Source organism: uncultured Sphingomonas sp., assembly GCF_946477935.1.
Classification (GTDB): Bacteria; Pseudomonadota; Alphaproteobacteria; order Sphingomonadales; family Sphingomonadaceae; genus Sphingomonas.
Genome location: NZ_CAMLAC010000028.1, coordinates 1 through 26,199, shown reverse-complemented (window position 1 = coordinate 26,199; position 26,199 = coordinate 1). Strand labels below are relative to the sequence as shown.

Here is a 26,199-nt window from a genome sequence, read left to right as displayed (position 1 = left end):
GCGGCGCGATCACGCTGGCCGGTGTGCCTTCGCGCCGCCGTGCACGGAACAGCGTGAAGCGCAGCGACACCCAGACCCAGGCAAAGCGCAGCAGCGCCAGTCCGCCCACGATCGCGGCGACATAGACGCCCAGCCACCACGGACTGTCATGCCCGGTCGACACCACCGTGTCGCGCGCGGCGGCGAACACCTGGGGCATCTGCTCGCCCAGCAGCACGAAGATCACGCCGTTCAGCGTGAATTGCAGCATGTCCCACACCGCGCGGCGGCGGATGCGCGTTGCCGCCATCACGCTGGCCCAGCCGGTGGTGAAGGTCATCGACAGGCCGGCGGCGGCGGCGGCCAGCACGCCCGAGGCATGGACATGCTCGGCCGCGAGATAGGCTGCGAACGGTATGAGCAGGCTGACCAGGATGTTCGACCCCGTGTCGTCGCCAAAGCGCCGCGCGAACCAGCCCTTTGCCGCGGTGATGCCGAAGGTGCAGCCGACCCCGATCGCGAACCCGGCGAGTGCCATCCACGCGAAAGTCAGCGCCGCCTCGCCAAGCGAAAAGGTGCCGGTCAGTGCCGCGGCGATGGCGAAGCGCACGCAAACAAGGCCCGAGGCGTCGTTGAGCAGCGACTCCCCCTCCAGGATGTGCATCATCCGGCGCGGGATCGGCACCTTGGCGGCGATCGCCGACACCGCGATCGGATCGGTCGGCGACACCACCGCGGCCAGCGCGAACGCAACCGCATAGGGCATGGCCGGGATCATCCAGTGGATGAACCACCCCATGCCCAGCACGGTGAGGAAGACCAGGCCGAGGGCAAGGCCCAGCACGGCGCCGCGATCCTTGAACAGCTCGTCCTTCGGGATGCGCCATCCATCCAGGAACAGCAGCGGCGGCACGAACAGCAGGAAGAAGATTTCGGGATCGAGCGTGACCCGGACATGCGCGATGGAACCGATGGCCATGCCCAGTGCGATCTGGACGAGCGGCCGTGGCAATGCCGATGGCAGCATGCGGGAGATCATTCCGCTCACCACGACGGCGAGCAACAGCACAAGGCACAGGGTCACGATTTCCAAACCGGGCGTCTCCTTTTTGAACGGGGTCGGCCGATCATGGCCCAGCGGGACACAATGCTCCACCCCGAATGCTGATTTTTTAGGCAGACGGCGTGAAATCCACGGATCAGGCGCGGCGGGATCCGCAAGAGGCGCGCACCTTGCAACCCGGCGGGCAATCGCGCATAGCGACAGGCCATGATAATGCGTCGCAATTATGCCAAGCGGACCGTCCGGCGATGACCCGCCGGACGGTCCGCGCGTGGTATCTGGTCCACAAATGGACCAGCCTGATCTGCACGCTGTTCCTGCTGATGCTGTGCCTGACCGGCCTTCCGCTGATCTTCCATGAGGAAATCGATCGCTGGACCGGCCATGCGCCGCCGCTGGTCGGCCCCGCATCGTCGGGCGAGGGGGCGGGGCTGTTGCCGCTTGACGCGGTGATGGGACGTGCACTCGCCACCCGGCCGGGCGAGGTGCCGCTCTACATGGCATTCGACAATGCCTCACCGATGGTCACCGTCACCACCGGGCCGCGCCCGGATGCGGGCGTGGAGCAGATGACCCTGCGCTTCTTCGATCGCACCACGGGCGGCGTGGTGGGGCAGGAGGCGGGCGGCGGAGTGATGGACTTCCTGCTGCAACTTCATACCGACATGTTCCTGGGGTTGCCGGGCATGTTCTTTCTGGGTGCGATGGGCCTGTTGTTCGTCGTCGCGATCGTCTCGGGCGTGGTTCTCTACGCGCCGTTCATGCGCAAGCTGGATTTCGGCACGCTGCGCACCGCGCGCAGCCGTCGCATCAAGTGGCTGGATTACCACAATCTGCTCGGCATCGTCGCGCTCGCCTGGATGACCGTGGTCGGGGCGACCGGTGTCATCAACGCGCTGGCCAGCCCGATCATCGACCTGTGGCGCGTCGGTGCGCTGGCCGAGATGACGCAAGGCTATGCCGGGCGCGCGGCACTGCCGCCCTCGCGCTACGGATCGCTCGACCGGGCGATGGCGGCGGCACGCCGCGCCGCGCCGGGCAGCGCGCCGCAATTCATCGCCTTTCCCGGCACGCCCTATAGCAGCAGGCATCATTATGCGGTGTTCCTGCAGGGCACGACGCCGCTGACCGAGCGGCTGCTGATCCCTGCGCTGGTCGATGCCGAGACGGGGCGGCTGACCGACAGCCGTCCGCTGCCCTGGTATGTGAAGACGCTGCTGCTGTCGCAACCGTTGCACTTCGGCGATTATGGCGGTGTGCCGCTCAAGATCCTGTGGGCGGTGCTGACGGGCTTTACCATCGTCGTGCTCGGCTCGGGCGTCTATCTCTGGCTCGGCCGCCGCCGCGCGCCGCTGGAGGCGCGGGTGCGCGAGGTGGAGACGGGCGGCATCGTCGTTGCCCCCGTGGTGGCGGCATGATCCGCTCCACCTTTGCCGCCCCCGTCCTGCTCGCACTCGCCAGCATCGCCGGCCTGGTCGTCGCACTGACCGGCGATGGCGTGCGCGATGTCGTCTCCTGGGCCGCGCTCGCGCTGCCGATCGTCGCGGTCGGCTGGGCGATGCGCCGCCGCACCTGATCCGTATCGAAGGAAGTAGTTGATGAACGTCCGTATTCGCCATCTGGCCGCGTTGCTGGCTGGTGTCGCCGCATGCCACGCCGTGCCCGCCGCCGCGCAGGATCGCGAGGGCGAGGACGAGATACTGGTCACCGCGCAGGGGCAGAATGCGACGCAGGTGGTGGCCGCAGGGTCGGTCGGCGTGCTGGGCGACAAGCGCGGCGAGGACGTGCCGTTCAGTATCCGCAGCTATAACGAGGCGCTGATCCTCAACCAGCAGCCGCAGACGCTGGGGCAGGTGCTGGAGAATGATCCGACGATCCGGACGACCTATGGTTTCGGCAATGCCGCCGAACAGTTCGTCATTCGCGGTTTCACGCTCTATGGCGACGATGTCGGGCTGAACGGGCTGTACGGCATCACCCCGCGCCAGTTGATCGCGCCCGAACTGTATCAGGAGGTGCAGGTGCTGAACGGCGCCACCGCCTTCCTGAACGGCGCCGCACCCGGTGGTTCGGGCATCGGCGGCAGCGTGAACCTGATCGCCAAGCGCGCGGGTGACGCGCCGCTGACCCGGGTGACGGGCAACTACACCTCCGACAGCCATTTCGGCGGCAGCTTCGACGTGTCGCGCCGCTTCGGCCCGGACGGCGCCTGGGGCGTGCGGATCAACGGTGCGGGCCGCAGCGGCGATGTCGCGATCGAGGACGAGTTCCGCAGCAGCTACGTCATCGGCGGCGCGATCGACTATCGCGGCGCGGCGGTGCGCCTGTCCGCCGACCTCGGCTATCAGCGGGTCAAGGTGCGCGGCCTGCGCCCCAAGGTGACGATCGGCGCCGGTGCCGCGATCCCGAGGGTGCCGGGCGCCGATGCCAATTATGCGCAGCCCTGGACCTATTCGACGCTGCGCGACGTCTTCGGCACGGTGCGCGGCGAATGGGACGTAGCCGACAATGCGATGCTCTGGGCGCAGGCCGGTGCCCGCGACGGATCGGAGCGCGGGCTGTACAGCGGCATCACCGTCAACAATGCCACGACGGGCGCCGCCACCGGTACGGCGCTGTTCGTGCCGCTGACCGCGAACAACGAGGCCGCGCAGGGCGGCCTGCGCGTCAAGCTGGCCGGCGCCGGCATCAGTCACGAGATCAACATCGGCGGCAGCCATATCTGGCAGGTCAACCGAAACGCGTACGACTTCCTCTATGGCCCCGGCTTTGCGGGGTTTGCCACCAACCTGTACGACACGCCGGTCGCCACGATCCCGAGTTCGACGCTGGTCGGCGGTGACCTCGACGATCCGTTCCCGATCACGCGCACCCGGCTGGGCAGCGTCTTCGCGTCCGACACGCTGGGCTTCTTCGAGGATCGGCTGCTGGTGACCGCCGGACTGCGCCTCCAGACGATCGCGGTCAGGGGCTATGCGATCAGCGACGGCACGCTGGCCACCCGCTATGACGAGGACGCGGTCACCCCCGTGGTCGGCATCGTCTTCAAGCCGACCCCGACCCTGTCGCTCTACGCCAACCGTATCGAGGGGTTGCAGCAGGGGCCGACCGCACCGACGACGGATGCGACCATCATCAACCCCGGCGAGATCTTCGCGCCCTTCAAGTCGGTGCAATATGAGGTCGGCGCCAAGTTCGCGATCGGCGGGATCAACGCCGGGCTCGCCGCCTTCACCACCGATCTGCCCAGCGCCTATGCGATCCCCGACCCCCAGACGGCCGGGTTCAACCGCTTCGGCGTGTTCGGCAAGCAGCGCAACCGCGGGCTGGAGTTCACGCTGAGCGGCGAGCTGACCCGCGGACTGCGGCTGATCTCGGGCGTCTCGGTGCTGGATACCGAACTGCGCGACCAGGCGCTGGTCGCCAACGAGGGTAACCGGGCACAAGGCGTGCCCGAATGGCTCGCCAACGCCAATGTCGAATGGGACACGTCCTTCATCCCCGGCCTGACCCTCACCGGCCGCGTCGTCCATACGGGCGAGCAGCAGGTGAACGCGGCCAATACGCTCGCTATCGGCGACTGGACCCGCTTCGATCTGGGCGCGCGCTACGTCGCGGTGGTCGGCCGGATGCCGCTCACCTTCCGCTTCGCGGTCGATAATGTCGCCAATCGCCGCTACTGGGCATCGGCCTTCGATACATCGTCGCAGGCACTGTTGCAGGGCGCCCCGCGCACCTTCAAGCTTTCCGCCTCGATCGACCTGTAAGCCGGCGGTAGCCACGAGGGGGGCCATCGCCTAGACTTGGCGGCGATGGCCCAATCCGACCCGCTTCTCGCCGCCGACGCCGATCATGTCGTGATCGTCGGCGCCGGCTTCTCGGGCACCCTGCTCGCGATCAACCTGCTCCGTCACCAGGGGCCGCGCGTGACCCTGGTCGAGCGGCGGCCCGAGCAACTGGCGCGCGGCGTCGCCTATAGCGCCGCCCATCCGGATCACCTGCTCAACGTTCGTGCCGAGCGGATGAGCGCCTTGCCCGACGAGCCCGGTCATTTCGTCGAATGGCTGGCGCGCGAGGGCAGGGGCGATCGCCACAGCTTCGTCCCCCGGCGCACCTATGGCGCCTATCTCCGCGCGATGCTGGGTGCCGCCACCGCGCAGGCGGGCGACCGGTTGCGGCTGGTGACGGGCGAGGTCTGCGCGATCGATCGGACCGGCGCGGGCGTCACGCTCCGCCTTGCGGATGGTGCGACGATCGCCGCCGACGTCGCGGTGCTGGCGCTTGGCAACCTGCCGCCGCACACCCCGCCCGGCATCGATCCCGCCGTCCCCGGCTATTGCCCCGATCCGTGGAGCGCGGACATCGCGCAAGGGCTGGCGGACGATGACCGCGTCATTCTGGTCGGCACGGGCCTGACCGCGATCGACGCCGCGCTGCTGCTCGATGCGCGCGGGTTTCGCGGCGAGATACTGGCGCTGTCCCGCCGCGGGCTCGCGCCGCGGCGCCATGCCGAAGGCGCGCATGTCGCGGGCCTGCGCGACCGGCCGCAGGGGCGACCCTCCACGCTCGTCGCCACCGTTCGCACCCGTTCGCGGGAGATCGGCTGGCGCGGTGCGGTGGACGAGCTGCGCCCGGTCACGCAGATGTTGTGGGGCGCGACCGATGATGCCGACCGCCGCCGCTTCCTCCGGCACCTGCGTCCCTATTGGGATGTCCACCGCCATCGCCTTGCGCCGCAGGTCGCCGACCGGATCGACGCGCTGGTTGCGAGCGGACGCCTGCGTTTCGCCGCGGGCAAGTCGGTCGCGACCGAGGCGGCGGCGCACGGTCTGACGCTGCACTGGCGCCCGCGCGGGGAAGAACGGGTGCAGGCGACGACTGCCGCGCGTCTCGTCAACTGCACCGGCCCGCAGGGCGATCTGCTGCGATCGGACGAGCCGCTGATCCGCCATCTGCTGGGCGAGGGCGCGATCCGCCCCGACCCTTTGCGCCTGGGCCTAGAGGTCGATCGCCAGTCGCGCGCGATCGATGCCGGTGGAGCGGCGCAGGACAGGCTCTATTGCATCGGCCCGATGACGCGCGGCGGCTTGTGGGAGGCGGTTGCCGTGCCCGATCTGCGTCAACAGGTCTGGGATCTCGCCCGCCGTTTGTCCCATGCGCAATGGGTGGGGGGCGAGGGGCTTTAGGTTTTTACGCGAAGACGCGAAGAAGGAGGGGGTTCACGCGAAGACGCGAAGACGCGAAGAAAGAAGAAGTGGTTCACGCGGAGGCGCGGAGGCGCGGAGGAGATCGCGCACTTGGCCTATGTCCCGAGCCACCAGCGGCGGCTCAAGCAATGCCGAGCAAGCATGTGGGAGGTCTCGCTGACGCGAGACGGGAGCCACCAACGCAATCTCCGCGTCTCCGCGCCTCCGCGTGAACCCCCGTCTTCTTCGCGTCTTCGCGCCTTCGCGTGATCAAATAATCACCCCGTATGCCCCGGCGCCCGCGGAAAGTTCTGCGCCTTGTACCAGGCCAGATCATGCTCCGGCGCCGCCACCCCCGCCGGCAGGGAACGCCCGTTCACCGACATCCAGTAGGCAAGGCTCGCATCGCGCCACCAGCGCGCCTCGCGCTCCTGCACGGCCAGCAGCGCTGCGGTCTTTTCCCACCGTTCGGCATCAATTTGCGGGCGTAATGTGTCCCAAGTCCGGCGCATGCCCGCGACATAGGCGACACCGGCATCGTAATGGTGCACCATCTCCTCCCACAAGGTCCGGCCCGATGCCATGCGCCGGTCCCAGCCGACATGGTGGAACCACAACAGGTCGCGCTCCGGCACGGTGCCGACATCGGCGAAGCGCCTTGCCACCGGCGGCGCATATTGCGCGACCGCATTGCTGCCCGATTTCGTTCGGTCGAAGCCGATGCCATCCTTGTCGGCCCGGTGATAATAGGCCGGGTTCCATTCCGGCCGGGCAAGATCCGACACCCATGGCCCCGGCCCGTAGTGATGCCCCGTCGCCATCAGATGGGCCAGGCCCAGCGGCGTCATGTAATCGACCACCGCCTCGCGCGATCCCATCATCATCGCGACCACGGGATCGACCACCGCCGGATCGGGCGCGAAGGTCTGTGCCGCCCATTCGCGCGCAATCGGTGCGGCATCCGCCTCCGGGTTCCACGCCATGCGGCCAAAGACATACCAGTTCGCTTGGTTGAACGGTGATCCCGTCCAGTCCCGGTCGCGCCCGATATTGGCGACGCCGGCCATGCCGGTCAGCCTGTGCCCCTCGGCCGATCCGTCGACTACGTCGGCCACGGTCTCGCCGCGCTTCACCCCGGTGGGCGAGTCCAGCACCTCCTGGAACAGCGGCCCGAGATAGGCGAGGTGGCTCGCGAACCCCAGATACTCCTTGGTGATCTGGAACTCCATCATCAGCGGCGTCTTCGGCATCGCACCGAACAGCGGGTGGAACGGTTCGCGCGGCTGGAAATCGATCGCGCCGTTCTTCACCTGCACCAGCACATTGTCCGCGAACTTGCCGTCCAGCGGCTTGAACTCGGTATAGGCCTGCTTGGCACGGTCGTCGGGATCGGTGTCGGCATAGACGAAGGCACGCCACATCACGAGCCCCTTGTGCGGGGCGACGGCGGCGGCCAGCATGTTCGCGCCCTCGGCATGGCTGCGATGATAATCGCGCGGCCCCGGTTGCCCCTCGCTGTTCGCCTTGACCAGGAAGCCGCCGAAATCGGGAATGGCGCGGTAGATCTCGTCCGCCTTGGCCTTCCACCAGGCGGCGACCTGCGGGTCTAGCGGATCGGCGGTCTTCAGCCCGCCAATCTCGATCGGCGCGGAAAAGCGCGCGGACAGATAGACCTTGATTCCCCAGGGCCGGAAGATGTCCGCCAGTGCCGCCGCCTTGGCAATATAGGGTGCTGTCAGGCTGTCCGCCTTGGCGTTGACGTTGTTCAGGACGGTGCCGTTGATCCCGATCGACGCGTTGGCGCGGGCATAGTCGATGTAGCGCGGGTCCTTCAGGTCGGGCAGGTTCCACCAGTCCCACAAGGACTGGCCGGCATAGCCACGCTCCACCGAGCCATCCAGATTGTCCCAATGGTTCAGCATGCGCAGCTTCACCTTGGGGGCAGACGTCAGATCGACCTTCGCCAGTGTCCCGCCGGTGCCCAGATGGCGCAGCAGCGCGAACGTACCGTACAGCACGGCCCGGTCGCTGTTGCCGGTCACCAGCGTGACGGGCGCACCACCGATGGTAACCGAGCGCACCAGATAGCCTTCATCGCCCAGTGCTCGTGTTGAAAGGCGCAAGTCCGCCAAGGCGGGATCGGCGGCGACCGCGAGCATCACCGATCCGGCGCGGGGGGCGGGTGCCATCGCCACCGGTCCGGCGGCATAGCCGGACAGGGCCCGACGCAGCTCTTCTGCCGCCCGCGTCAGCGTCGGTGTGGCATTCGGCAGGGTGATCGACACGGGTTGTCTGACCACTTCGGCCTGAACCGCAGCCTGTGGCTGGTATCGCATCCACAGCGCATAGCCATCCTCGGCCATGGCGATCGAGGGTAGGGACGCGCTCGTCAAAACCGCGAAAATCAGGGCTTTCCATCGCATCATGGCCATCCTCACCTTGTCCCATCCTGCTGGGTTACGTCGCGGGCGATTGACAAGTGCCCGTCGGCTAAGCCATTGGTAACGCTATCAGCGACCGCATCAAGAAGAATGTGGCGTCTGACCAATTTCAGGAGAGGTCAGGATGCAATCTGCCACGCCGTTCCACCCTGTCGGGGCCGTGCATTGATGGCAAGCCGTCGCGATCTGTTGCGCTGGTCGGTGTCCGCCTCCGCACTCGCCTTCCTGCCCGCCGCCGCGCGCCCGGCCGCGCCGCTCTACAAGGATGCGCGCGTACCGATCGATCTGCGCGTCTGCGACCTGATGGGCCGGATGACGCTGGACGAGAAGGTGGCGCAACTCATCACGCTCTCCACCTCGAAACGCGACGTGATGAATGATGCGCGCGCTTTCGATCCCGGCAGGGCGGACGCCGCTTATCCCAACGGCATCGGCCAGATCGCACGCCCGTCCGACCGTGGGGGTGCGGCGACCGCGAACAACACCGGCACCGACGTCACCGGCCGCTGGCGCACGCCCGCGGACACGATCGCCTTCGTCAACGCCGCGCAAAGATGGGCGGTCGAGCGCAGCCGGCTGGGCATCCCCATCCTGTTCCACGAGGAAGCGCTGCACGGCTACATGGCGCCGGAGGCGACCAGTTTCCCGCAGGCGATCGCGCTGGCGGGCAGCTTCGACCGCGATCTGGTCGAGCGGGTCAACGCCGTCATCGCGCGCGAGGTGCGGGCGCACGGCACCGTCCTCGCGCTCTCGCCCGTCGTCGATATCGCCCGCGATCCGCGCTGGGGCCGGATCGAGGAGACGTTCGGCGAGGATGCCTATCTGTGCGGCGAAATGGGGGTCGCGGCCGTGCTGGGGCTGCAGGGGCCGGGCAAGACGCTGGCGCCGGGCAAGGTCTTTGCCACGCTCAAGCACATGACCGGTCATGGCCAGCCCGAAAGCGGCGAGAATGTCGCGCCTGCCCCGATTGCCGAGCGCGAGTTGCGCGAACGCTTCTTCCCGCCCTTTCGCAAGTTGGTGAAGCAGACCGGCATTGCCGCGGTCATGCCCTCGTACAACGAGATCGATGGCGTCCCCAGCCATGCGAACAAGTGGCTGCTGGGCGACGTGTTGCGCGGCGAATGGGGCTTCGACGGCGCGATCGTCAGCGACTATGCCGCGATCCCCGAACTGGCCAGCTTCCATCACATCGCCGCCGACATGGACGGTGCCGCGCGGCTGGCGCTGGCGGCCGGCGTCGACAGCGACCTGCCCGCTGGCCAGGCCTATCGCTCGCTCGCCGATCAGGTGCGCGCCGGCAAGGTCTCGCTTGCCGCCGTCGATGCCGCCTGCCGCCGCATGCTGACGCTGAAGTTTCGCGCCGGTTTGTTCGAGGGTGCGACCGTCGATCCGCGTGCCGCCGCACGCCTGACCGCGAATGACGAGGCACGGGCGCTCGCCCGCGAGGCGGCGGAAAAGTCGATCGCGCTGCTCGTCAATGACGGCACCCTGCCGCTGACGCCCGGCCAGCACAAACGCGTGGCGGTGATCGGCCCCAACGCCGCGGTCGCACGGCTGGGCGGCTATTCGTCCATCCCCAAGTCGCCGGTGTCGCTGCTCGACGGCGTCCGCCAGCGCCTCGCCGGTCGTGCCGAGGTCGTCCATGCCCAGGGCGTGTTCATCACGCAGAGCGAGGACCGTTCCGCCAACGAGGTGCTGCTCGCCGATCCGGTGAAGAACCGCCAGCTCATCGCCGAGGCGGTCGAGGTGGCGAAGACCGCCGATGTCATCCTGCTCGCCATCGGCGACACCGAACAGACCAGCCGCGAGGGCTATGCCAAGAACCATCTCGGTGACCGCACCGATCTTGACCTGCTCGGCGAGCAGAACGCCCTGTTCGCCGCGATGAAGGCGACGGGCAAGCCGGTCGTCGTCGTGGCGATCAACGGCCGTCCGCCCTCCTGGATCGCGGTGGCGGAGCAGGCGAACGCGCTGCTGGAATGCTGGTATATGGGGCAGGAGGGGGGCCATGCGATGGCCGCCGCATTGTTCGGCGACGTGAATCCGGGCGCCAGGCTGCCCGTCACCGTCGCGCGCCATGTCGGGCAACTGCCCGTCTTCTACGACGCCAAGCCCTCGGCCCGGCGCGGCTATCTGTTCGACACCACCGATCCGCTGTTCCCCTTCGGCTTCGGCCTCAGCTACACCACGTTCCAGCTTTCGCCGCCGCGCCTGTCCGCAGCCCGCATCGGCATTGCCGCCAGCGTCGATGTCGAGGTGGACGTGACCAACACCGGCACGCGGGCGGGGGATGAGGTCGTCCAGCTCTACGTCCATGATCTGGTCGCCAGCGTCACCCAGCCGATCAAGGCACTCAAGGGCTTCCAGCGCGTGTCGCTCAAGCCCGGCGAGCGGCGCACGGTGCGCTTCACCCTCGGCCCCGACGCCTTTTCGCTGTGGAACCTCGACATGGAGGAAGTGGTCGAACCCGGCCAATTTGCGATCATGACCGGGCCGAACAGCCGCGACCTCCAGACCGTCACCCTAGACATCGCCTGAAAGTCACTCATGCCGAAGATCGTATCCGCCCGCGTCATCGTCACCTGTCCGGGCCGCAACTTCGTGACGCTGAAGATCGAGTGCGACGACGGCACCACCGGCATCGGCGACGCCACGCTCAACGGGCGTGAATTGTCGGTCGCCAGCTATCTGTCCGAACACGTCATACCCTGCCTGATCGGCCGTGACGCGCACCGGATCGAGGATATCTGGCAGTATCTCTACAAGGGTGCCTATTGGCGGCGCGGCCCAGTGACGATGACCGCGATCGCCGCGGTCGACATGGCGCTGTGGGATATCAAGGGGAAGATTGCGGGGCTGCCCGTCTACCAGCTTCTCGGCGGCGCGGCGCGCGAGGGCTGCATGGTCTATGGCCACGCCAACGGCACCACGATCGACGACACCATCGCCACCGCGCGGCGCATGGTGGATGAGGGCTACAAGGCGGTTCGCCTGCAATGCGGGGTGCCCGGCCTCGCCTCTACCTACGGCGTCGCCAAGGCTGGCCAGCGTTACGAGCCGGCGGACGGCGACCTGCCGACCGAGGCGGTGTGGTCGACGAGCAAGTATCTGCGCATCGTGCCCGAACTGTTCGCCGCGGCGCGCGAGGCGCTGGGGTGGGACGTGCATCTGTTGCACGACATCCACCACCGTCTGACCCCGATCGAGGCGGGGCGGCTTGGCCGCGACCTGGAGCCCTATCGCCCCTTCTGGCTGGAGGATGCGACACCGACCGAGAACCAGGACGCGTTCCGCCTGATCCGCCAGCACACCACCGCGCCGCTGGCGGCGGGCGAGATCTTCAATTCGATCTGGGACTGCAAGGCGCTGATCGAAACCCAGTCGATCGATTACGTGCGGGCCACCGTCGTCCATGCCGGGGGGCTGACCCATCTGCGCCGCATCGCCGCGCTCGCCGATCTGTATCAGGTTCGGACCGGTTGCCATGGTGCGACCGACCTGTCGCCGGTGACGATGGCGGCGGCGCTGCACTTCGGCCTGTCGGTGCCCAATTTCGGCATCCAGGAACACATGCCACACACCGCCGAGACCGACACGGTCTTCCCGCACGCCTACAGCTTTGCGGACGGCATGATGCATCCCGGCAACGCGCCCGGCCTGGGAGTCGACATCGACGAGGATCTGGCCGCCCGGTACGATTACAAGCGCGCCTACCTCCCCGTGAACCGGTTGGAGGACGGCACGCTATGGAGCTGGTGACGCACGTCACGCCCTCTCCCTTTCGGGGAGAGGGAGGGGACCCGCGGCATAGCCGTGGGGAGGGTGAGGGGTTGCCAAGCAGTGCTTCGTCCGCGGCGACCCCCCCCCCCACTGCCTGACGGCAGCGGGCCCCTTCCCTCTCCCCAGAGGGGCGAGGGAGCCAAAATGACCGCCTTCACCGATCAGGCGGCCGAGGCTCCCGAAACCGTCGCCCACGCCGTACCCCGTCCACGCGGCCGTATCCGCTGGGCGATCTGCGCGCTGCTCTTCGCCGCTGTTGTGCTCAGCTATATCGACCGCCTCGTGCTGGGCGTGCTGAAGCCGCAACTGACCGCGCTCTACGGCTGGACCAACACCGGATACGGCGACATCACCGGCTATTTCCAGGTCTTCTACGGCATCGGCTTTCTGCTGTTCGGCTGGGCGATCGACCGTATCGGTCCGCGCCTGGGCTATCTGCTGGCGATGGGAAGCTGGACGCTCGGCCATTTCGCGCAGATCCTCGTCACCTCCACCACCGGTTTCGTCATCGCGCGCATCCCGCTCGCCTTCGGCGAGGCGGGCACCTATCCATCCGCACTTGCCGCCGCATCGCAGTGGTTTCCGCAAAAGGAACGCGCGCTCGCCATCGGCATCTTCAACGCCGGCGCCAATGTCGGGGCGATCATCACCCCGCTGCTCGTCTCGTTCATCGTCACCGGCCTGCTCTTCGACTGGCGCTGGGCCTTTATCATCACCGGCGCCTTCAATCTCGTCTGGCTGGCGATCTGGTGGCGGGTTTACCGCGCCCCCGCCGACCATCGGCGCATCACGCCCGAGGAACGCGCCTGGATCGAGGCGGAGCCCGCAGAGACCAGCGGCCGCGCCGGTTTCCTGGCCGTGCTGCGCCACCGCGCGGCCTGGGCCTATATGGCCGGCCGCTTCCTGATCGATCCGGTCTGGTGGACCTTCCTGTTCTGGCTGCCGGACTTCTTCCACACCCGCTACGGCTATGATCTCAAAAGCTTCGGCCCGCCGCTCGTCGCCATCTACATCCTCGCTGATTTCGGCGCGATCGCGGGCGGCTGGTATTCGTCGCACCTGCTGAAACGCGGCATGTTTGCCGGCACCGCGCGCAAGCGTGCGATGTTCGCCTGTGCGCTGTTTGCGGTGCCGGTGATGTTCGCGGCACAGGCATCCAACATCTGGATCGCGGTGACCCTGATCGGCCTGGCCTGTGCCGCGCATCAGGGCTTCTCCACCAACCTGTTCGCGCTGCCCGGCGACCAGTTCCCGCGTTTCGCGCAAGGGACGCTGATCGGCCTCGGCGGTTTTGCCGGGGCGGTGGGCGGCTTCATCGCCTCCAAGTCGCTCGGCCTGCTGCTCGACCGGGTGGGCAGCTACCAGCCCTTCTTCATCGCCTGCGGCCTGGCCTATCTGCTCGCATTACTGGTCTTCCACCTGCTCAATCCGCGCTATCACAGCGTCCGCATCACTACGGAGGCCAAGGCTTGAGACCTTCCGACGCCACATCGGCACAGCTACCTGCCGATATCGCCCGCCCCACTTATGACCGCACCGCCGTTCGCCGCGGTGTCGTCCATCTCGGCATCGGTGCCTTTCACCGTGCGCATCAGGCCGCGATCTTCGAGGCGGCGCTTGCCGCCGGCGACCTGCGCTGGGGCATCACGGCCGTATCGCTGCGCTCGGCCGGCGTCCGCGACCAGTTGGCGCCGCAGGACGGGCTGTACACGCTTCTCGTTCGCGACGGGGCCGGGGAGCGCGCGCAGATCATGGGCGCCGTCGGGCAGGTGCTGGTTGCGCCGGAAGACCCCACCGCCGTCGTCGCCGCGCTCGCTCATCCCGACACGCACCTCGTCACGCTGACCATTACCGAAAAGGGCTACAAGCTGGACCGGGCGAAGGGCACGCTGCTCGCGGAGGATGCCGATGTCGCGCATGACGTGGCCGGTCTCGCGGCGCCGCGCACGGCCCCCGGCTTCCTTGTCGCCGGCCTTGCCGCGCGTCGTGCAGCCGGCCTGCCGCCCTTCACCGTGTTGTCCTGCGACAATCTGCCGCATAACGGCGCTCTGCTTCGCGCTGCCGTGCTGGAGATGGCCCGCGCGCACGATGCCGACTTGGCCGAATGGATTGCCGAACAGGGCGCCTTTCCCGCGTCCATGGTCGATCGCATCGTGCCGGCCACCACGCCCGACGACATCGCCGCGCTCGCCACCCGCCTTGGGGTCGAGGATCAGGCGATGGTCAAGACCGAGCCGTTCCTGCAATGGGTGGTCGAGGATCGCTTCTGCGGCCCGCGTCCCGATTTTGCCGCACTCGGCGTGCAACTCACCGCCGATGTCGCGCCCTGGGAGGATGCCAAGCTGCGCCTGCTCAACGGCGCGCATTCCAGCATCGCCTATCTCGGCGGGCTGATGGGCGATGCCTTTGTCCACCAGTTCGTCGCGCGCGAAGAGGGCAGGGCGTTTGTCGAGCGGCTTTGGGATCAGGCCGCCGCGACGCTGAACCCGCCCCCTGGTCTCGACATTCCGGCATACCGTACCGCGCTGATGGCGCGCTTCGCCAACCCGGCGCTTCAGCACCGCACGCGGCAGATCGCGATGGACGGATCGCAGAAACTGCCGCAGCGCCTGCTCGCGCCCCTGGCCGCGGGGGGCGGGGATGCGCTGGCCCTCGGCGTCGCCGCCTGGATACGCTGGCAATCCGGGCAGACCGATACCGGAGAAACCTTCGCCGTCGACGATCCGCTTGCCGACCGCCTGGCCGTGGCGGCACGCAGCGACGATCCCGTGACTGCGACGCTGGCGCTGCTCGGTGTGGAGGTCGAGCCGGCGATCCGCGATGCGATCGCCGCGCATCTGACCAATCTCGAACGATCGGGCGCCGATGGTGCGATCCGAACATTGCTGAAAGGTACGTGATGATCCGCACCCTGCTGCTCGCCACCGCCGCGCTGGGCCTTGCGACACCTGCGCTCGCCGATCCGCCGCGGCTGGTGAAGAAGGGCGATGCGACGCAGCTTGTCGTGAACGGCAAGCCGATGCTGATGATCGCGGGCGAACTGTCCAACTCCGCCGCCTCCAGCGCCGATTATATGGCGCCGCACTGGGCACGGCTGCGCGCGATGCATCTCAACACCGTCCTCGCCCCCGTTTCCTGGGAGCTGATCGAGCCGGTCGAGGGGCGTTACGACTGGTCCTCGGTCGATTCGATGCTGAAGGCGGCGCGGGCCAACGACCTGAAACTCGTCATCCTGTGGTTCGGGGCGTGGAAGAACTCCATGTCCACCTATGTCCCCTCCTGGGTGAAGCGGGATCAGGCGCGTTTTCCCCGGGCCGAGCTGCCGAACGGGCAGGGGGTGGAGATCCTGTCCACCTTCGGCGCCGATACGCTGCGCGCAGACCAGCGCGCGCTGGCCGCCCTGATGGCGCATCTGAAGGCGGTGGACGACCGCGACAACACCGTGGTCATGCTTCAGGTCGAAAACGAGATCGGCATGTTGCCCGTCGCGCGCGATTACAGCGCGCCCGCCAATGCCGCGTTCGGGCAGCCGGTGCCGACCGATCTGGTCAATTATCTCGTCGCGCACCGCGACACGCTGGTCCCTGAAATGAAGGCAATGTGGGTCGAGCGCGGTGCAAAGACCGCAGGCAGTTGGGAGGAGCTGTTCGGCCCCGGTGACGCCGCTGCCGAGGTGTTCGCCGCATGGCATTACGCGCGCTTTGCCGATGGCCTCGCGGCGGCCGGCAAGGCGGCCTATCCGATGCCGATGTACGTCAATGTCGCGCTCAACCGCCCGGGGCGCATTCCCGGCGAATATCCCAGCGGCGGACCGTTGCCGCACCTGATTGACGTGTGGAAGGCGGGGGCCCCCAGCCTCGATTTCCTGGCGCCCGACATCTACTTCCCGAACTTCACCCAGATCGTCGACCGCTACAAGCGCCCGGACAATCCGCTGTTCATCCCGGAAGCGCACAATGCCGACAATCCGATCGTCCCCGCCAACGCCTTCTACGCGATCGGGGAGCATGATGCGCTCGGCTTTGGCCCATTCTCGATCGACTCGATCGATGAGGCGCCCGGCCCGCTGAAGGATGCCTATGCGGTGCTCGACCAGCTTCGTCCGATGATCCTCGACGCGCAGGGGACGGCGCGCATGGCGGGGTTCAAGCCGCGCCAGCGCTATGACGAGACGGTGGATTACGAACCGCAGGTGCGCGACATCGGCGGATACCGGTTCACCATCGCCTATGCCGATATCCAGCGACCGACCATGACGCCGGAAACCGCCGGCTATGGCGGCCTCATCATCCAGACGGGCGCGGACGACTATCTGATCGCCGGGCAGGGCATCACCGTCACCTTCAAGCCGATCGGCGACGGGCCTGCGCTTGCCGGGATCGACCGTGCGCAGGAAGGCATGTTCGACGCCGCCGGCAACTGGGCGCCGGGGCGGCTGCTGAACGGCGATCAGACGCATCAGGGGCGGCACATCCGCCTCCCCGCCGGACGATGGGGTATCCAGCGCGTTCGGCTGTACCGCTATCGCTGACAAATCCTGGTCAATAGTGGCCTTATGATCACATAGATAGGCTTGACCAATCCGTCATAACGTGGTCAGATGATGATAGCGCTATCAGATTTGAAGCGCGCCCGGCACCCAGCCGAACGAAGCGGGGCCGGTCCTTAGATCAAGGAGGGGAAGAATGATGACCATCGCCCGTCGTCCCGCCATCCGCGTCGCGCTGCTCGGCGCCGCTGCACTCAATGTCCTTGCCGTCGCCGCCCCACTGGCGGCGCAGACCGCACCCGATCCGTCGCTCGGGGTCACCGCCCAGCCGGCCCCGACGCAAGCGCCGCAGGATCCCGCGCCGGCGCAGACCGACTCGGTCACCGATCCGTCCGTCGGGCAGGGCGAGACCGAGGAGATCATCATCACCGGCATCCGCGGCTCGCTGCAGAGCGCGACCAATGCCAAGCGCAATGCCGTCGCCTTTGGCGACTCGATCTTTGCCGAGGATATCGGCAAGCTTCCCGCGACCAACCTCGCCGAAACGCTGAACCGCATCCCCGGCGTCCGCCTGAACCGCGACATCAGCGGCGAGGGTACGCAGGTCTCGATCCGCGGCCTTGGCCCCAGCTTCTCCAAGGTGCTGTTGAACGGCGCGCAGTTCGCGGTCGCCTCGGACGGCGGCACCAACGGCACCGGCGGCGGCAACCGCGAGGTCGATCTCGACTTCTTTCCGTCCGAGCTTTTCACCCGGCTGGACGTGAACAAGAGCCCGGTAGCCTCGATGCTGGAAGGCGGCATCGCCGGCACCGTCAACCTGCGCAACGCCCGCGCCTTCGACAATCCGGGCACGCACGTCACCGTCGTGGCCCAGGGCGCCTATACCGACAGCAACGACCGCATCGGCCCACGCGGCGCACTGGTCGCCAGCCACACCTTCGGCGACACCTTCGGCATCCTCCTCGGCGTGGCGGGCGTCCACCAGAAGCTGCGCATCGACGGCTACGACACCGTCGGCTTCACCGACGCCAACCTGCCCTGCGGCGCCGGCTGCAACGTCTCGCCCCCGGAAAGCAACGGCTTCGTCTTTGCGAACACCGCGCCCGCCAATCTCGGCCGCGGCTTTGTCACCGGCCAGCCGCTCGATCTCGCCGCCACCTCGGGACTCTCGCTGTCGCAACTCTCCAAGGCGATCATCCCGCGCCTCGGCCGCCCGGTACTGACCACCGGCACGCGCGAGCGCATCTCCGCAGTCGGCTCCGCAGAATGGCGCCCCTCCGATGCGCTGCACCTCGTCGTCGACGGCATCTACGCCAAGTCGCGCCGCGACTACCTGCGCTCCAACATGAACTGGCAGGTCCGCAACTCCGGCCCCGGCACCTCGCCCCAGTCGACCGGCGGCATGGTGCCCTTCAACATCCAGGTGGACCAGAACAACGTCGTCACCTCGGGCACCTTCGCCAACTCGTCCTTCTTCTCCGAAAACAGCATCTTCAACCAGGATACCGAGTTCTGGAACGTGAACCCCAGCATCAGCTGGCGTCCGAACGACCGGTTGAAGATCGACCTGTCGGGCAACTGGGGCAAGAGCAACTTCTTCCGCGAACAGCCGACCTTCGCCTTCCAGACCGCGCCCAATTCCGGCGTCGAGGTCACCTACGACAATACGACAAACAGCCCGCAGCCGATCATCTCGGCCAATCGCGACCTGGGCGATCCCAATCTCGGCTGGCAATGGTACCGGGTGAACGTCCAGAATGTCCGGCGCGAGACCGAGACCAAGGGCGCGCATCTCGACATCTATTACGGCGACGACACGCTCAACGTGAAGATCGGCGCCGCCTATGACGAGGCCGCGCGCAGCGTCCGCGCCTTCGACAACACCAACGCCTATCAGCTTTCCGTCTGCGGCAATCCGTGCACCGGCAATACCGGCACGGTGCCGACCAGCGCGATCCCGCAATATCTGAACCGCACCGGCATCGACAATTTCGGCCATCTGTCGCGCGGTCGTTTCGGCGTCACCAGCTTCATCGTCCCCGACATCGCCCGTCTGGCGCAGGCGACCAACTACGCCCAGTTCCGCGACACCGCGCCGGAGGCTCGCGGATCGGTGACGGGCGGCGCCACCGGCGACGTGTTCGAGAAGGTCTATGGCGGCTATTTCGAGCTGAACGGCGTGTCGGAGATCTTTGGCCGGGAACTGCGCGCCAATGCCGGCTTCCGCTATGTCTGGACCGACCAGCGCGTCGTTGGCCCCAGCCAGATCGGGTCGACGATCGTCGATATCACCGCGAACTCGTCCTACCAGGAGGTGCTGCCCTCGCTGAACCTCACCTACGACATCGCGCGCAACCTGAAACTACGCTTCGCCGCCTCCAAGGCGCTCACCCGCCCCGACGCGGGCTCGATCCTGCCCGGCATCACCTTCTCCGACCCCTCCGCCCAGATCGCCACCGCCGGCAACCCGCAACTTCAGCCCTACACCTCCGACAATCTGGACCTTGGCGGCGAGTTCTACACCGGCGGCGCCGGCTATATCGGCGTGGCCCTGTTCCGGAAGAACATCCAGGGCTTCACCGTCACCGTCCAACAGCCCACCCCCTTCGGCGACCTCAACATCCCGCTCGACTCCCTCCAGGCGACCCAGCGACAGGCGCTGATCGACCGCGCCGGCGGTACCAGCGCCTCGGCGGCGGCGATCGCGGCGGTGCCGATCACCGTCAACCGCCCGATCAACCTGCAAAGCCTGATCATCAAGGGCGTCGAGGTCACCTGGAACCAGCCGCTCGATTTCGCGATCAAGGGCCTCGGCTTCCAGGCGAACGGCACGCACATCACGCAGGACTCCGATCCGGTGCTGGTCAACGGTACCCCGCAGACGCTGGTCGCGTCGGGCGTGCCCAAGTGGCAGTATAACGTGCAGGGCTATTATGAGGATCACGGCCTGTCGCTCAGCCTGAACTATGTCTGGCAGGGCGGCGTGATCGCGGCCAACGCGCCGCAGAACAACCTGCCGCTGCCGCTGCGCGCGGACTCGCGCGGCCAGCTCGACCTGTCAGCGGGCTATCAACTGCCCTTCCTCGACAATGGCGTGCGCCTGACGCTGGACGTGCTCAACATCACCAACGAGCCGATCCGCACCACCTTCGGCTACGATAATGCCGCCTACAGCGTCTATTATCCGGGCCGTCAGGTGCTGGTGGGCCTGCGCGCCCGCTTCTGACGTCGCCCCATCTATCCAGCTTCCCCGAGCCTCGGGCCGGTCCTTTCCCCTTGGACCGGCCCGATTTTTTCGTCGGCACCGCCACCCGGCCGCGCTAGGACGACGCGATGCACTCGGCGATCCTCTATATCGGCGCAGCGCTGGCGGAGATCGCCGGCTGCTTCGCCTTCTGGGCCTGGGCGCGGATGGGCCGGTCGCTGCTCTGGCTGATCCCGGGCAGCGCCTCGCTGCTGATCTTTGCGTGGCTGCTGACGCTGGTCGATACGTCGCAGGCCGGACGTGCCTATGCGGCCTATGGCGGCATCTACATCACGTCCGCGCTGGTCTGGTTATGGCTGGCCGAGGGTGTCCGCCCGGACCGCTGGGATTTGGGCGGCGCGGCTTTGTGCCTGATTGGCGCTGCGGTGATCTTCTTCGGGCCGCATCGTGGCTGATACCGATGATCAATGTCTATAATCATCGGCAGCGGTGGAGCCCATCCGAGTTCAGTGGGATGCGTATGCTCGCATCAAGCGCGATCGTTCGTGGGCGCTTTGATCGTAAGCACCGCTGCTGAGCCGCGATCAGCTTCGATAACCCGCAAGCGTATCGACGTGCCATCTTTTCTCACGCCCAGAATCAGCAGATTTCTAATTACCACCCGATACCCTGCTCGCTTGGCATTCAGCGCGTACTGATCCCTGAACATCGTCGCGCTCAGCGAGCTACTGAGCTCATAGATGGCTGACTCTCCGCGAGAGCGCGGCTTCACGGTGATGTCCATGTTGGCTAGCATGGTCCCCGCCGGCGGTGTCACGCCTGCCAAGGCAGGCGCCTCGGCTTTTACCGATAAAACCGGGGCGGGTGGGGCCACATTGACCGTGCTATTGGCAGATGGTGTCATCATCAGCGTAGCGATTGCAATAAGTGTCATTGGAGTATTCTTGCCAGAACGCATCCGTCACGCAAGGAAGAGGCTGGCGCCAAGCTGAGAGTCCCATCCATCCGTGCCGTTCACTATGCTGACGCCCACAGTCGGCTGCCTCAAGCCAGTAGATTTTGTTCGGCTTTCTACCGCCCCGCCGCAAACGCCCCGCGATAGGCCGGCTTCACCGCCTTGATCACCGCAGGCGTCACCGGCAACGTCACCTCATACGCCCCCTCCGCATAGGATCCCGCGACATAGGGATCGGCGATCAGGCCGATCCGGTTGATCCGTCCGCCGCCCGACGATCCCAGCAGCACGGTCAGTTCCTTCAGCGTCGGGCATTTGCTGAACAGACCGTCCTTGTCCGCCACCGCGCCCACCCGCCGGCGCCGCTCGGCTTTCAGCTTCGTGCAGAAGGCGGGGCCGAGCGCCGCCTGCGCGGCGGGGAGCGAGGCGAAGACCTGCTTGGGCGCGATCCGCTGTCTCGCCGCCTTGTCCCACAGCATGCCCACCGACCCCGGCGTGCCATGCGCCCCGCCCGTATAGCTGTACACGTCGCCGGACAGGCTCAGGAAGCGCGGCGTGTCGGTCACCAGCTTCCAGATCTTCTGCGTGTCATATTGGCGAAAGGGGAAGCCGTCCTTGCGGGCGTCGACCCGCGCCTCCGCCGCATCACGCGCCGTTTGCGTGCGCAGTCGTGTCTTGTCCGCCTCCAGCCATGCCCGCAGCGCCGGGATCTGCCCGGCCTGTGCCGGATACCGGTATTCGAAACTGTAGTCGGCCGTCTTCTCGGCGGCATTCGCCATGCCGGCGCCTGCGAGTATGGCCGTGACCATCGCCAGCATGCCGATCTGTCGCATTCCCGTTCTCCCCTGCACGCCACGGTGGACAAGGCGACCATCATTATCCGGGGTTAGCTGTACGAACGCTGTCGCACCATCTCCGTGATACAATATCCCATTGCGTACGGCGGCGTGTAGCGTCACCATGTCGCCTGCATCTATTTCGAGGCCATCGATGATAAAGCCGTTGCTGTTCGCCGCCACCGCTCTGTTCGCCCTGTCCCCCACGCTCGCCCAGCAGGAGGCGGTTCCTGCTCCCAAGGATGGGCAGGCGGTGGCGCAAGGCGCGACCGGAGACATTCCGCAGAAGTTCACGCCCCCGCGCATCGGCTATGATTACGACAAGCGCGAGGTGATGGTGTCGATGCGTGACGGCACCCGCCTCTACACCGTCATCGTCGTGCCAAAGGGTGCCACCAACGCGCCGATCGTCCTGACCCGCACGCCCTATAACGCCGCCGGCCGGGCCAGCCGCATGAACAGCCCGCGTATGCTGAACGCGCTGCCGCTCTCCGACGAGATCTTCGTGAAGGACGGCTATATCCGCGTTTATCAGGACATTCGCGGCAAATACGGGTCGGAGGGCGATTACATCGTCAACCGCCCCCCGATCGGACCGCTCAATCCGACCAAGGTCGATCACACCACCGACGCCTATGATACGATCGACTGGCTGGTGAACAAGGCGAACCTGCCGGAATCGAACGGCCGCGTCGGCATGATCGGCTCGTCCTATGAAGGCTTCACCGTCGTCATGGCGCTGATGAACCCGCACCCTGCGCTGAAGGTCGCCGCTCCGGAAAGCCCGATGATCGACGGCTGGATGGGCGACGACTGGTTCCACCACGGCGCGTTCCGGCTCGCCAATATCGGCTGGATCGGATCGCAGACCGGCTACAAGGGCGCGGGCAAGGCGCCGCCCAGCGGCGGCTATGACGATTACGAGAATTTCCTGGCCGGCTCGGCGGGCGATTGGGCGAAGAAGTCGGGCTATGACCAGCTTCCCTTCTGGAAGCGGTTCGTCAACCACCCGTCCTATGACGCCTATTGGCAGGGGCAGGCGCTCGACAAGCTGATCGCCGCCAACCCTTCCAACGTCCCGACCCTGTGGGAACAGGGGCTTTGGGATCAGGAGGATATGTACGGCGCGATCATGTCTTGGGAGGCGCTGAAGGCGGCCGGCAAGACGGGCAACAACTTCCTCGTCATGGGGCCGTGGCGGCACAGCCAGATCAATCGCGAGGGGCGCTCGCTCGGGCCCTTCCAGTGGAATGGCGACACCGCGGCGCAGTTCCGCGAACAGATGGTATTGCCGCTGTTCAACCAGTATCTGAAGGACGGGCCTGCCGCCAATCTGCCGCAGGCGGCGATCTACAATACGGGCGACAATCACTGGGATCGTTTCGCCACCTGGCCGCTGGCATGCGAGCGGGGCTGCGCGGCGCCGCTGACCCCGCTCTATCTGGGCGGGGAGGGTAGCCTCGGCTTCGACAAGCCGGCGGCATCCTCCACCTCCTATGTCTCCGATCCGAACAAGCCGGTGCCGCATCTGCCGCGTCCGGTGAATTTCGACGATGGCCGCTGGGGCGACTGGCTGGTCAGCGATCAGCGCGGCGTGGACGGGCGGCCGGACGTGCTGACCTATACGACACCGGTGTTGACGCAGGCGGTGCGCGTGTCGGGTGCGCCGATCGCCGATCTGTTTGCGCGCACCACCGGCACCGATGGCGATTTCGTCGTCAAGGTCATCGACGTGCTGCCCGAAGAGAACGCCTCGCAGCCGTCGATGGGCGGCTATCAGCTCGCCATTTCGCAGGACATCTTCCGCGGCCGCTACCGCGACAGCTTCGAGCGGCCCTCGGCGATCCCGGCCAACAAGGTGCAGGAATATCGCTTCCGCCTGCCGACGGTAAACCACGTCTTCCGCCCCGGCCACCGCATCATGGTGCAGGTGCAATCGTCGCAATTCCCGCTCTACGATCGCAATCCGCAAAGCTTCGTGCCCAATATCTTCCTGGCAAAGAAGGAAGATTACCGCGCGGCGACGGTAACGATCGAACAGGGCGGGGCGAAACCCAGCCGGGTGTGGTTGCCGGTCGTGCCCGTTGACCAGTCCGCCGCCATGGCGCGCTGAAGCCGCTTGCGGCGGGCGGGCATTTGGTTACGTTGAACGGCCAAGCAGGCGGAGACGCGACATGGCATTGGCGTTGACGACCAGGGACCCGTTCTCGATCATCACGCTTCCCGGCGGTGATGGCGCAGGTCCGCCTGCCTGGGACCGGCTGCTCGCCTGGCCCGCGCGGGGCGATGCCGAACTGCCCTTCACCGCCACCAGCGCGGCCCAGCGCAACCTGTGGGCGGCCCGGCTGGACGAGGCGGTGGCGCAGGCGGACCGGGCGGTGCTGCTCGTCGCGCAAGGGGCGAGTTGCGCCGCCGCCGCCTGGTGGGCGCGCCTTTCGCCCAGCCAATATGTCGACCGGGTGGCGGGCGCCTTCCTGTTCATGCCCGATGGCGGGCAGGGGCGCGACACGCTGTTCGCCTCGCCCGCGGCGGCTCTGCCTTTCCCCTCGGTGGTGGTGACCGAGCGGGAGGGGGAGGACACCATGGCCTCCTTTGCCCGCTCCTGCGGCAGCCGCCTGCTCGCCGTTTCCCACGCTGCCGGACCGCGCCAGCCCACCATGTGGCGCCAGGCGCAGCGGATGATCGAGCGGGTCGCGGCGGGCATCGTCGAATACGACATGCGCGTCATCCACGCCTTCGCGCCGCCGGAGCGCTGATCCGTTCAGCCGGCGTATCACCGCACCTGCTAGATCGCCGGCGTGAGAAGACGAAAGCTGGTGGCAGCGGCGCTGCTGATGATCGGGGTGGGTGCGGCGGCGAATGCGCAACAGGTGCCGGAGGCCGCGCTGGCGCAGGACGCGGCCGAATATGCCACCGTGCACGCCCTGCCCCTCGACGTCGCCGTGCAGCGCCTTGCCGCGCAGGAGGAGAGCGTCGCCGCCACCGACGCCATCCGCGCCCGTTTCGCCGACCGCCTGGCCGGGATCGCGATCGAGCATGAACCCGTCTGGCGCATCGTCGTCCTGCTGACCGGCACCGATCCGGTCGCCGACGAAACCGTGCGGGCCGGTGGCCTCTCCGTCCCCATCCACTATCGGACCGGCGCCACCGCGACGCGCGCGCAGCTCGTCGCCGCGATCGCCCTCTACCAGACGCAGATCCGCGCCATGCTGTCGCGTCCGCCCGCCATGGGCGTCGACCCGCGCACCGGCGAGCTGGTGGTGATGGTGGGGGAGGGGGATGCCGGCTTCTACGCGCCCGGCGAACTCCGCGCGCGGCTGGCGGCGCTCACCGGCGTGCCCGTCCGCATTGCCCGCCTCGATGATGTCGCCGCCAACCTGTCGCCAGAGGGCGGCGCCCGCCTTGTCGGCGTCGATCCCGCCGACGGCCGCCGCTACGCCTGCACCACCGGGTTCGTCGTCACCGATGGGCCGCGCAGCGGCGTGGTGACGGCCGCGCATTGTCCCGATGCGCTGTCCTATGTCGAGCCCGACCGTAGCGAAACGCCGCTGGATTTCGCCGGCCAATGGGGATGGGGCTATCAGGACGTACAGGTCCATGTCAGCGCCCAGCCGCTCGGCCCCCGCTTCTTCTCGGACACCGCCAAGACGCTCACCCGCACCGTCACCTCCGTCCGCGCCCGCGACGCCACCCGCGCCGGCGACATCGTCTGCCATCGCGGCGAACGCACCGGCTATAGCTGCGCCGAAGTGGAACTCGTCGATTTCGCCCCCGCCGGCGACCTCTGCGGCGGCGGCTGCACCCCCACCTGGGTGGCCGTTCGCGGCCCCACCTGCCGCAGCGGCGACAGCGGCGGCCCGGTCTTCCTGGGCACCACCGCCTTCGGCATCGTCAAGGGCGGCAGCTATCGCGGCGACGGCACCTGCACCCTCTATTACTACATGGCGCTCGACTATCTGCCCGCCGGCTGGTCGCTGCTGCGCGCGACCCCCGAAGGTTCCCGCACCCTTGCGGATAGCATGGCCGTAGCCATTCCGGCCGAATTGCCCCGGCCCCTGCCACCGGGCACACCATAGGACGTCAACCCGTCGCGGTGGAAGGCGAAGGGTTCGGGCGACGATCCGCCCCCCGGCTGCACCCGTTCGGGCGCGCGGGAGAGAGGAGGGACGTCGCCTGCGGAGGAGATGGCGGCGATGGCGGCAGCCATTTCCCGCATCACCGTGGCGACAGGGGCCAGGCCGTCCTCGTCCTGCACGGTCACTGCG

The 26,199-nt window shown here is 67.3% G+C and carries 18 protein-coding genes; 14 read left to right on the top strand and 4 right to left on the bottom strand.

The genetic code is table 11. The features are described 5' to 3' along the window. Positions 1–1,072: sodium:proton antiporter (locus Q0U08_RS05195; protein WP_298090179.1), on the bottom strand; the 1,072-nt coding region annotated here is incomplete at its 3' end. A gap of 218 nt (positions 1,073–1,290) precedes the next feature. Between Q0U08_RS05195 and Q0U08_RS05190 the strand changes: the two genes are divergently transcribed. From Q0U08_RS05190 to Q0U08_RS05175, 4 genes are read left to right on the top strand one after another with little or no spacing between them, the layout of a single operon-like run. Next, positions 1,291–2,460: a PepSY domain-containing protein gene (locus Q0U08_RS05190; protein ID WP_298090178.1), complete on the top strand. Its 1,170-nt coding sequence runs from the start codon at positions 1,291–1,293 to the stop codon at positions 2,458–2,460. Beyond that, on the top strand, positions 2,457–2,618 hold the full coding sequence (locus tag Q0U08_RS05185) for a hypothetical protein (protein ID WP_298090177.1): 162 nt from the start codon (positions 2,457–2,459) through the stop codon (positions 2,616–2,618). Before Q0U08_RS05190 ends, Q0U08_RS05185 begins: the two co-directional genes overlap by 4 nt. A 22-nt stretch (positions 2,619–2,640) precedes the next feature. After that, positions 2,641–4,809 carry a TonB-dependent receptor gene (locus Q0U08_RS05180; protein WP_298090175.1) on the top strand — a complete coding sequence of 723 codons (2,169 nt, stop codon included), beginning with the start codon at positions 2,641–2,643 and terminating at the stop codon, positions 4,807–4,809. Positions 4,810–4,854: 45 nt separating this feature from the next. Then, complete coding sequence (locus tag Q0U08_RS05175) at positions 4,855–6,228, top strand: FAD/NAD(P)-binding protein (protein WP_298090173.1); 1,374 nt, start codon at positions 4,855–4,857, stop codon at positions 6,226–6,228. 278 nt (positions 6,229–6,506) lie between these two features. Here the strand turns inward: Q0U08_RS05175 and Q0U08_RS05170 are convergent, their stop codons facing one another. Further along, the gene (locus tag Q0U08_RS05170; protein ID WP_298090172.1) at positions 6,507–8,654 is read right to left on the bottom strand and encodes an alpha-glucuronidase family glycosyl hydrolase; all 2,148 of its coding nucleotides are present in this window, start codon (positions 8,652–8,654) and stop codon (positions 6,507–6,509) included. A 183-nt stretch (positions 8,655–8,837) separates the two neighbouring features. On the opposite strand from Q0U08_RS05170, the gene Q0U08_RS05165 reads away from it, so the two are divergent. The 7 genes from Q0U08_RS05165 to Q0U08_RS05135 all read left to right on the top strand — a co-directional run bounded on the left by Q0U08_RS05165 (position 8,838) and on the right by Q0U08_RS05135 (position 20,598). Beyond that, positions 8,838–11,207, top strand: coding sequence for a glycoside hydrolase family 3 N-terminal domain-containing protein (locus tag Q0U08_RS05165; RefSeq protein WP_298090171.1), 2,370 nt, complete (start codon positions 8,838–8,840; stop codon positions 11,205–11,207). 9 nt (positions 11,208–11,216) lie between these two features. Next, positions 11,217–12,428: a D-mannonate dehydratase ManD gene (manD, locus tag Q0U08_RS05160; RefSeq protein ID WP_298090170.1), complete on the top strand. Its 1,212-nt coding sequence runs from the start codon at positions 11,217–11,219 to the stop codon at positions 12,426–12,428. 165 nt (positions 12,429–12,593) lie between these two features. Next, positions 12,594–13,922: an MFS transporter gene (locus Q0U08_RS05155; protein ID WP_298090169.1), complete on the top strand. Its 1,329-nt coding sequence runs from the start codon at positions 12,594–12,596 to the stop codon at positions 13,920–13,922. Further along, entirely contained in the window at positions 13,919–15,349 is a 1,431-nt protein-coding gene (locus Q0U08_RS05150) for a mannitol dehydrogenase family protein (RefSeq protein WP_298090168.1), read from the top strand. The genes Q0U08_RS05155 and Q0U08_RS05150 overlap by 4 nt, the downstream gene beginning before the upstream one ends. After that, positions 15,349–16,980, top strand: coding sequence for a DUF5597 domain-containing protein (locus tag Q0U08_RS05145; RefSeq protein WP_298090166.1), 1,632 nt, complete (start codon positions 15,349–15,351; stop codon positions 16,978–16,980). The genes Q0U08_RS05150 and Q0U08_RS05145 overlap by 1 nt, the downstream gene beginning before the upstream one ends. A gap of 157 nt (positions 16,981–17,137) precedes the next feature. After that, the gene (locus Q0U08_RS05140; protein WP_298090181.1) at positions 17,138–20,164 is read left to right on the top strand and encodes a TonB-dependent receptor; all 3,027 of its coding nucleotides are present in this window, start codon (positions 17,138–17,140) and stop codon (positions 20,162–20,164) included. A gap of 107 nt (positions 20,165–20,271) precedes the next feature. Next, complete coding sequence (locus Q0U08_RS05135; protein WP_298090165.1) at positions 20,272–20,598, top strand: YnfA family protein; 327 nt, start codon at positions 20,272–20,274, stop codon at positions 20,596–20,598. Positions 20,599–20,672: 74 nt separating this feature from the next. Here Q0U08_RS05135 and Q0U08_RS05130 read toward each other — a convergent pair whose 3' ends face one another. Both Q0U08_RS05130 and Q0U08_RS05125 read right to left on the bottom strand, forming a co-directional pair. After that, positions 20,673–21,077, bottom strand: coding sequence for a hypothetical protein (locus Q0U08_RS05130; protein ID WP_298090164.1), 405 nt, complete (start codon positions 21,075–21,077; stop codon positions 20,673–20,675). Positions 21,078–21,214: 137 nt separating this feature from the next. Next, positions 21,215–21,931, bottom strand: a complete 717-nt coding sequence (locus tag Q0U08_RS05125; protein WP_298090163.1) for a DUF4163 domain-containing protein — start codon at positions 21,929–21,931, stop codon at positions 21,215–21,217. A 157-nt stretch (positions 21,932–22,088) separates the two neighbouring features. On the opposite strand from Q0U08_RS05125, the gene Q0U08_RS05120 reads away from it, so the two are divergent. The 3 genes from Q0U08_RS05120 to Q0U08_RS05110 all read left to right on the top strand — a co-directional run bounded on the left by Q0U08_RS05120 (position 22,089) and on the right by Q0U08_RS05110 (position 26,010). Further along, positions 22,089–24,047 carry a CocE/NonD family hydrolase gene (locus Q0U08_RS05120; RefSeq protein ID WP_298090162.1) on the top strand — a complete coding sequence of 653 codons (1,959 nt, stop codon included), beginning with the start codon at positions 22,089–22,091 and terminating at the stop codon, positions 24,045–24,047. A gap of 73 nt (positions 24,048–24,120) precedes the next feature. Further along, positions 24,121–24,690 (top strand): alpha/beta hydrolase, encoded by a 570-nt coding sequence (locus tag Q0U08_RS05115; RefSeq protein WP_298090161.1) that lies wholly within the window; start codon positions 24,121–24,123, stop codon positions 24,688–24,690. A gap of 42 nt (positions 24,691–24,732) precedes the next feature. After that, positions 24,733–26,010 carry a hypothetical protein gene (locus Q0U08_RS05110; protein ID WP_298090160.1) on the top strand — a complete coding sequence of 426 codons (1,278 nt, stop codon included), beginning with the start codon at positions 24,733–24,735 and terminating at the stop codon, positions 26,008–26,010. The last annotated feature ends 189 nt before the right edge of the window (positions 26,011–26,199 follow it).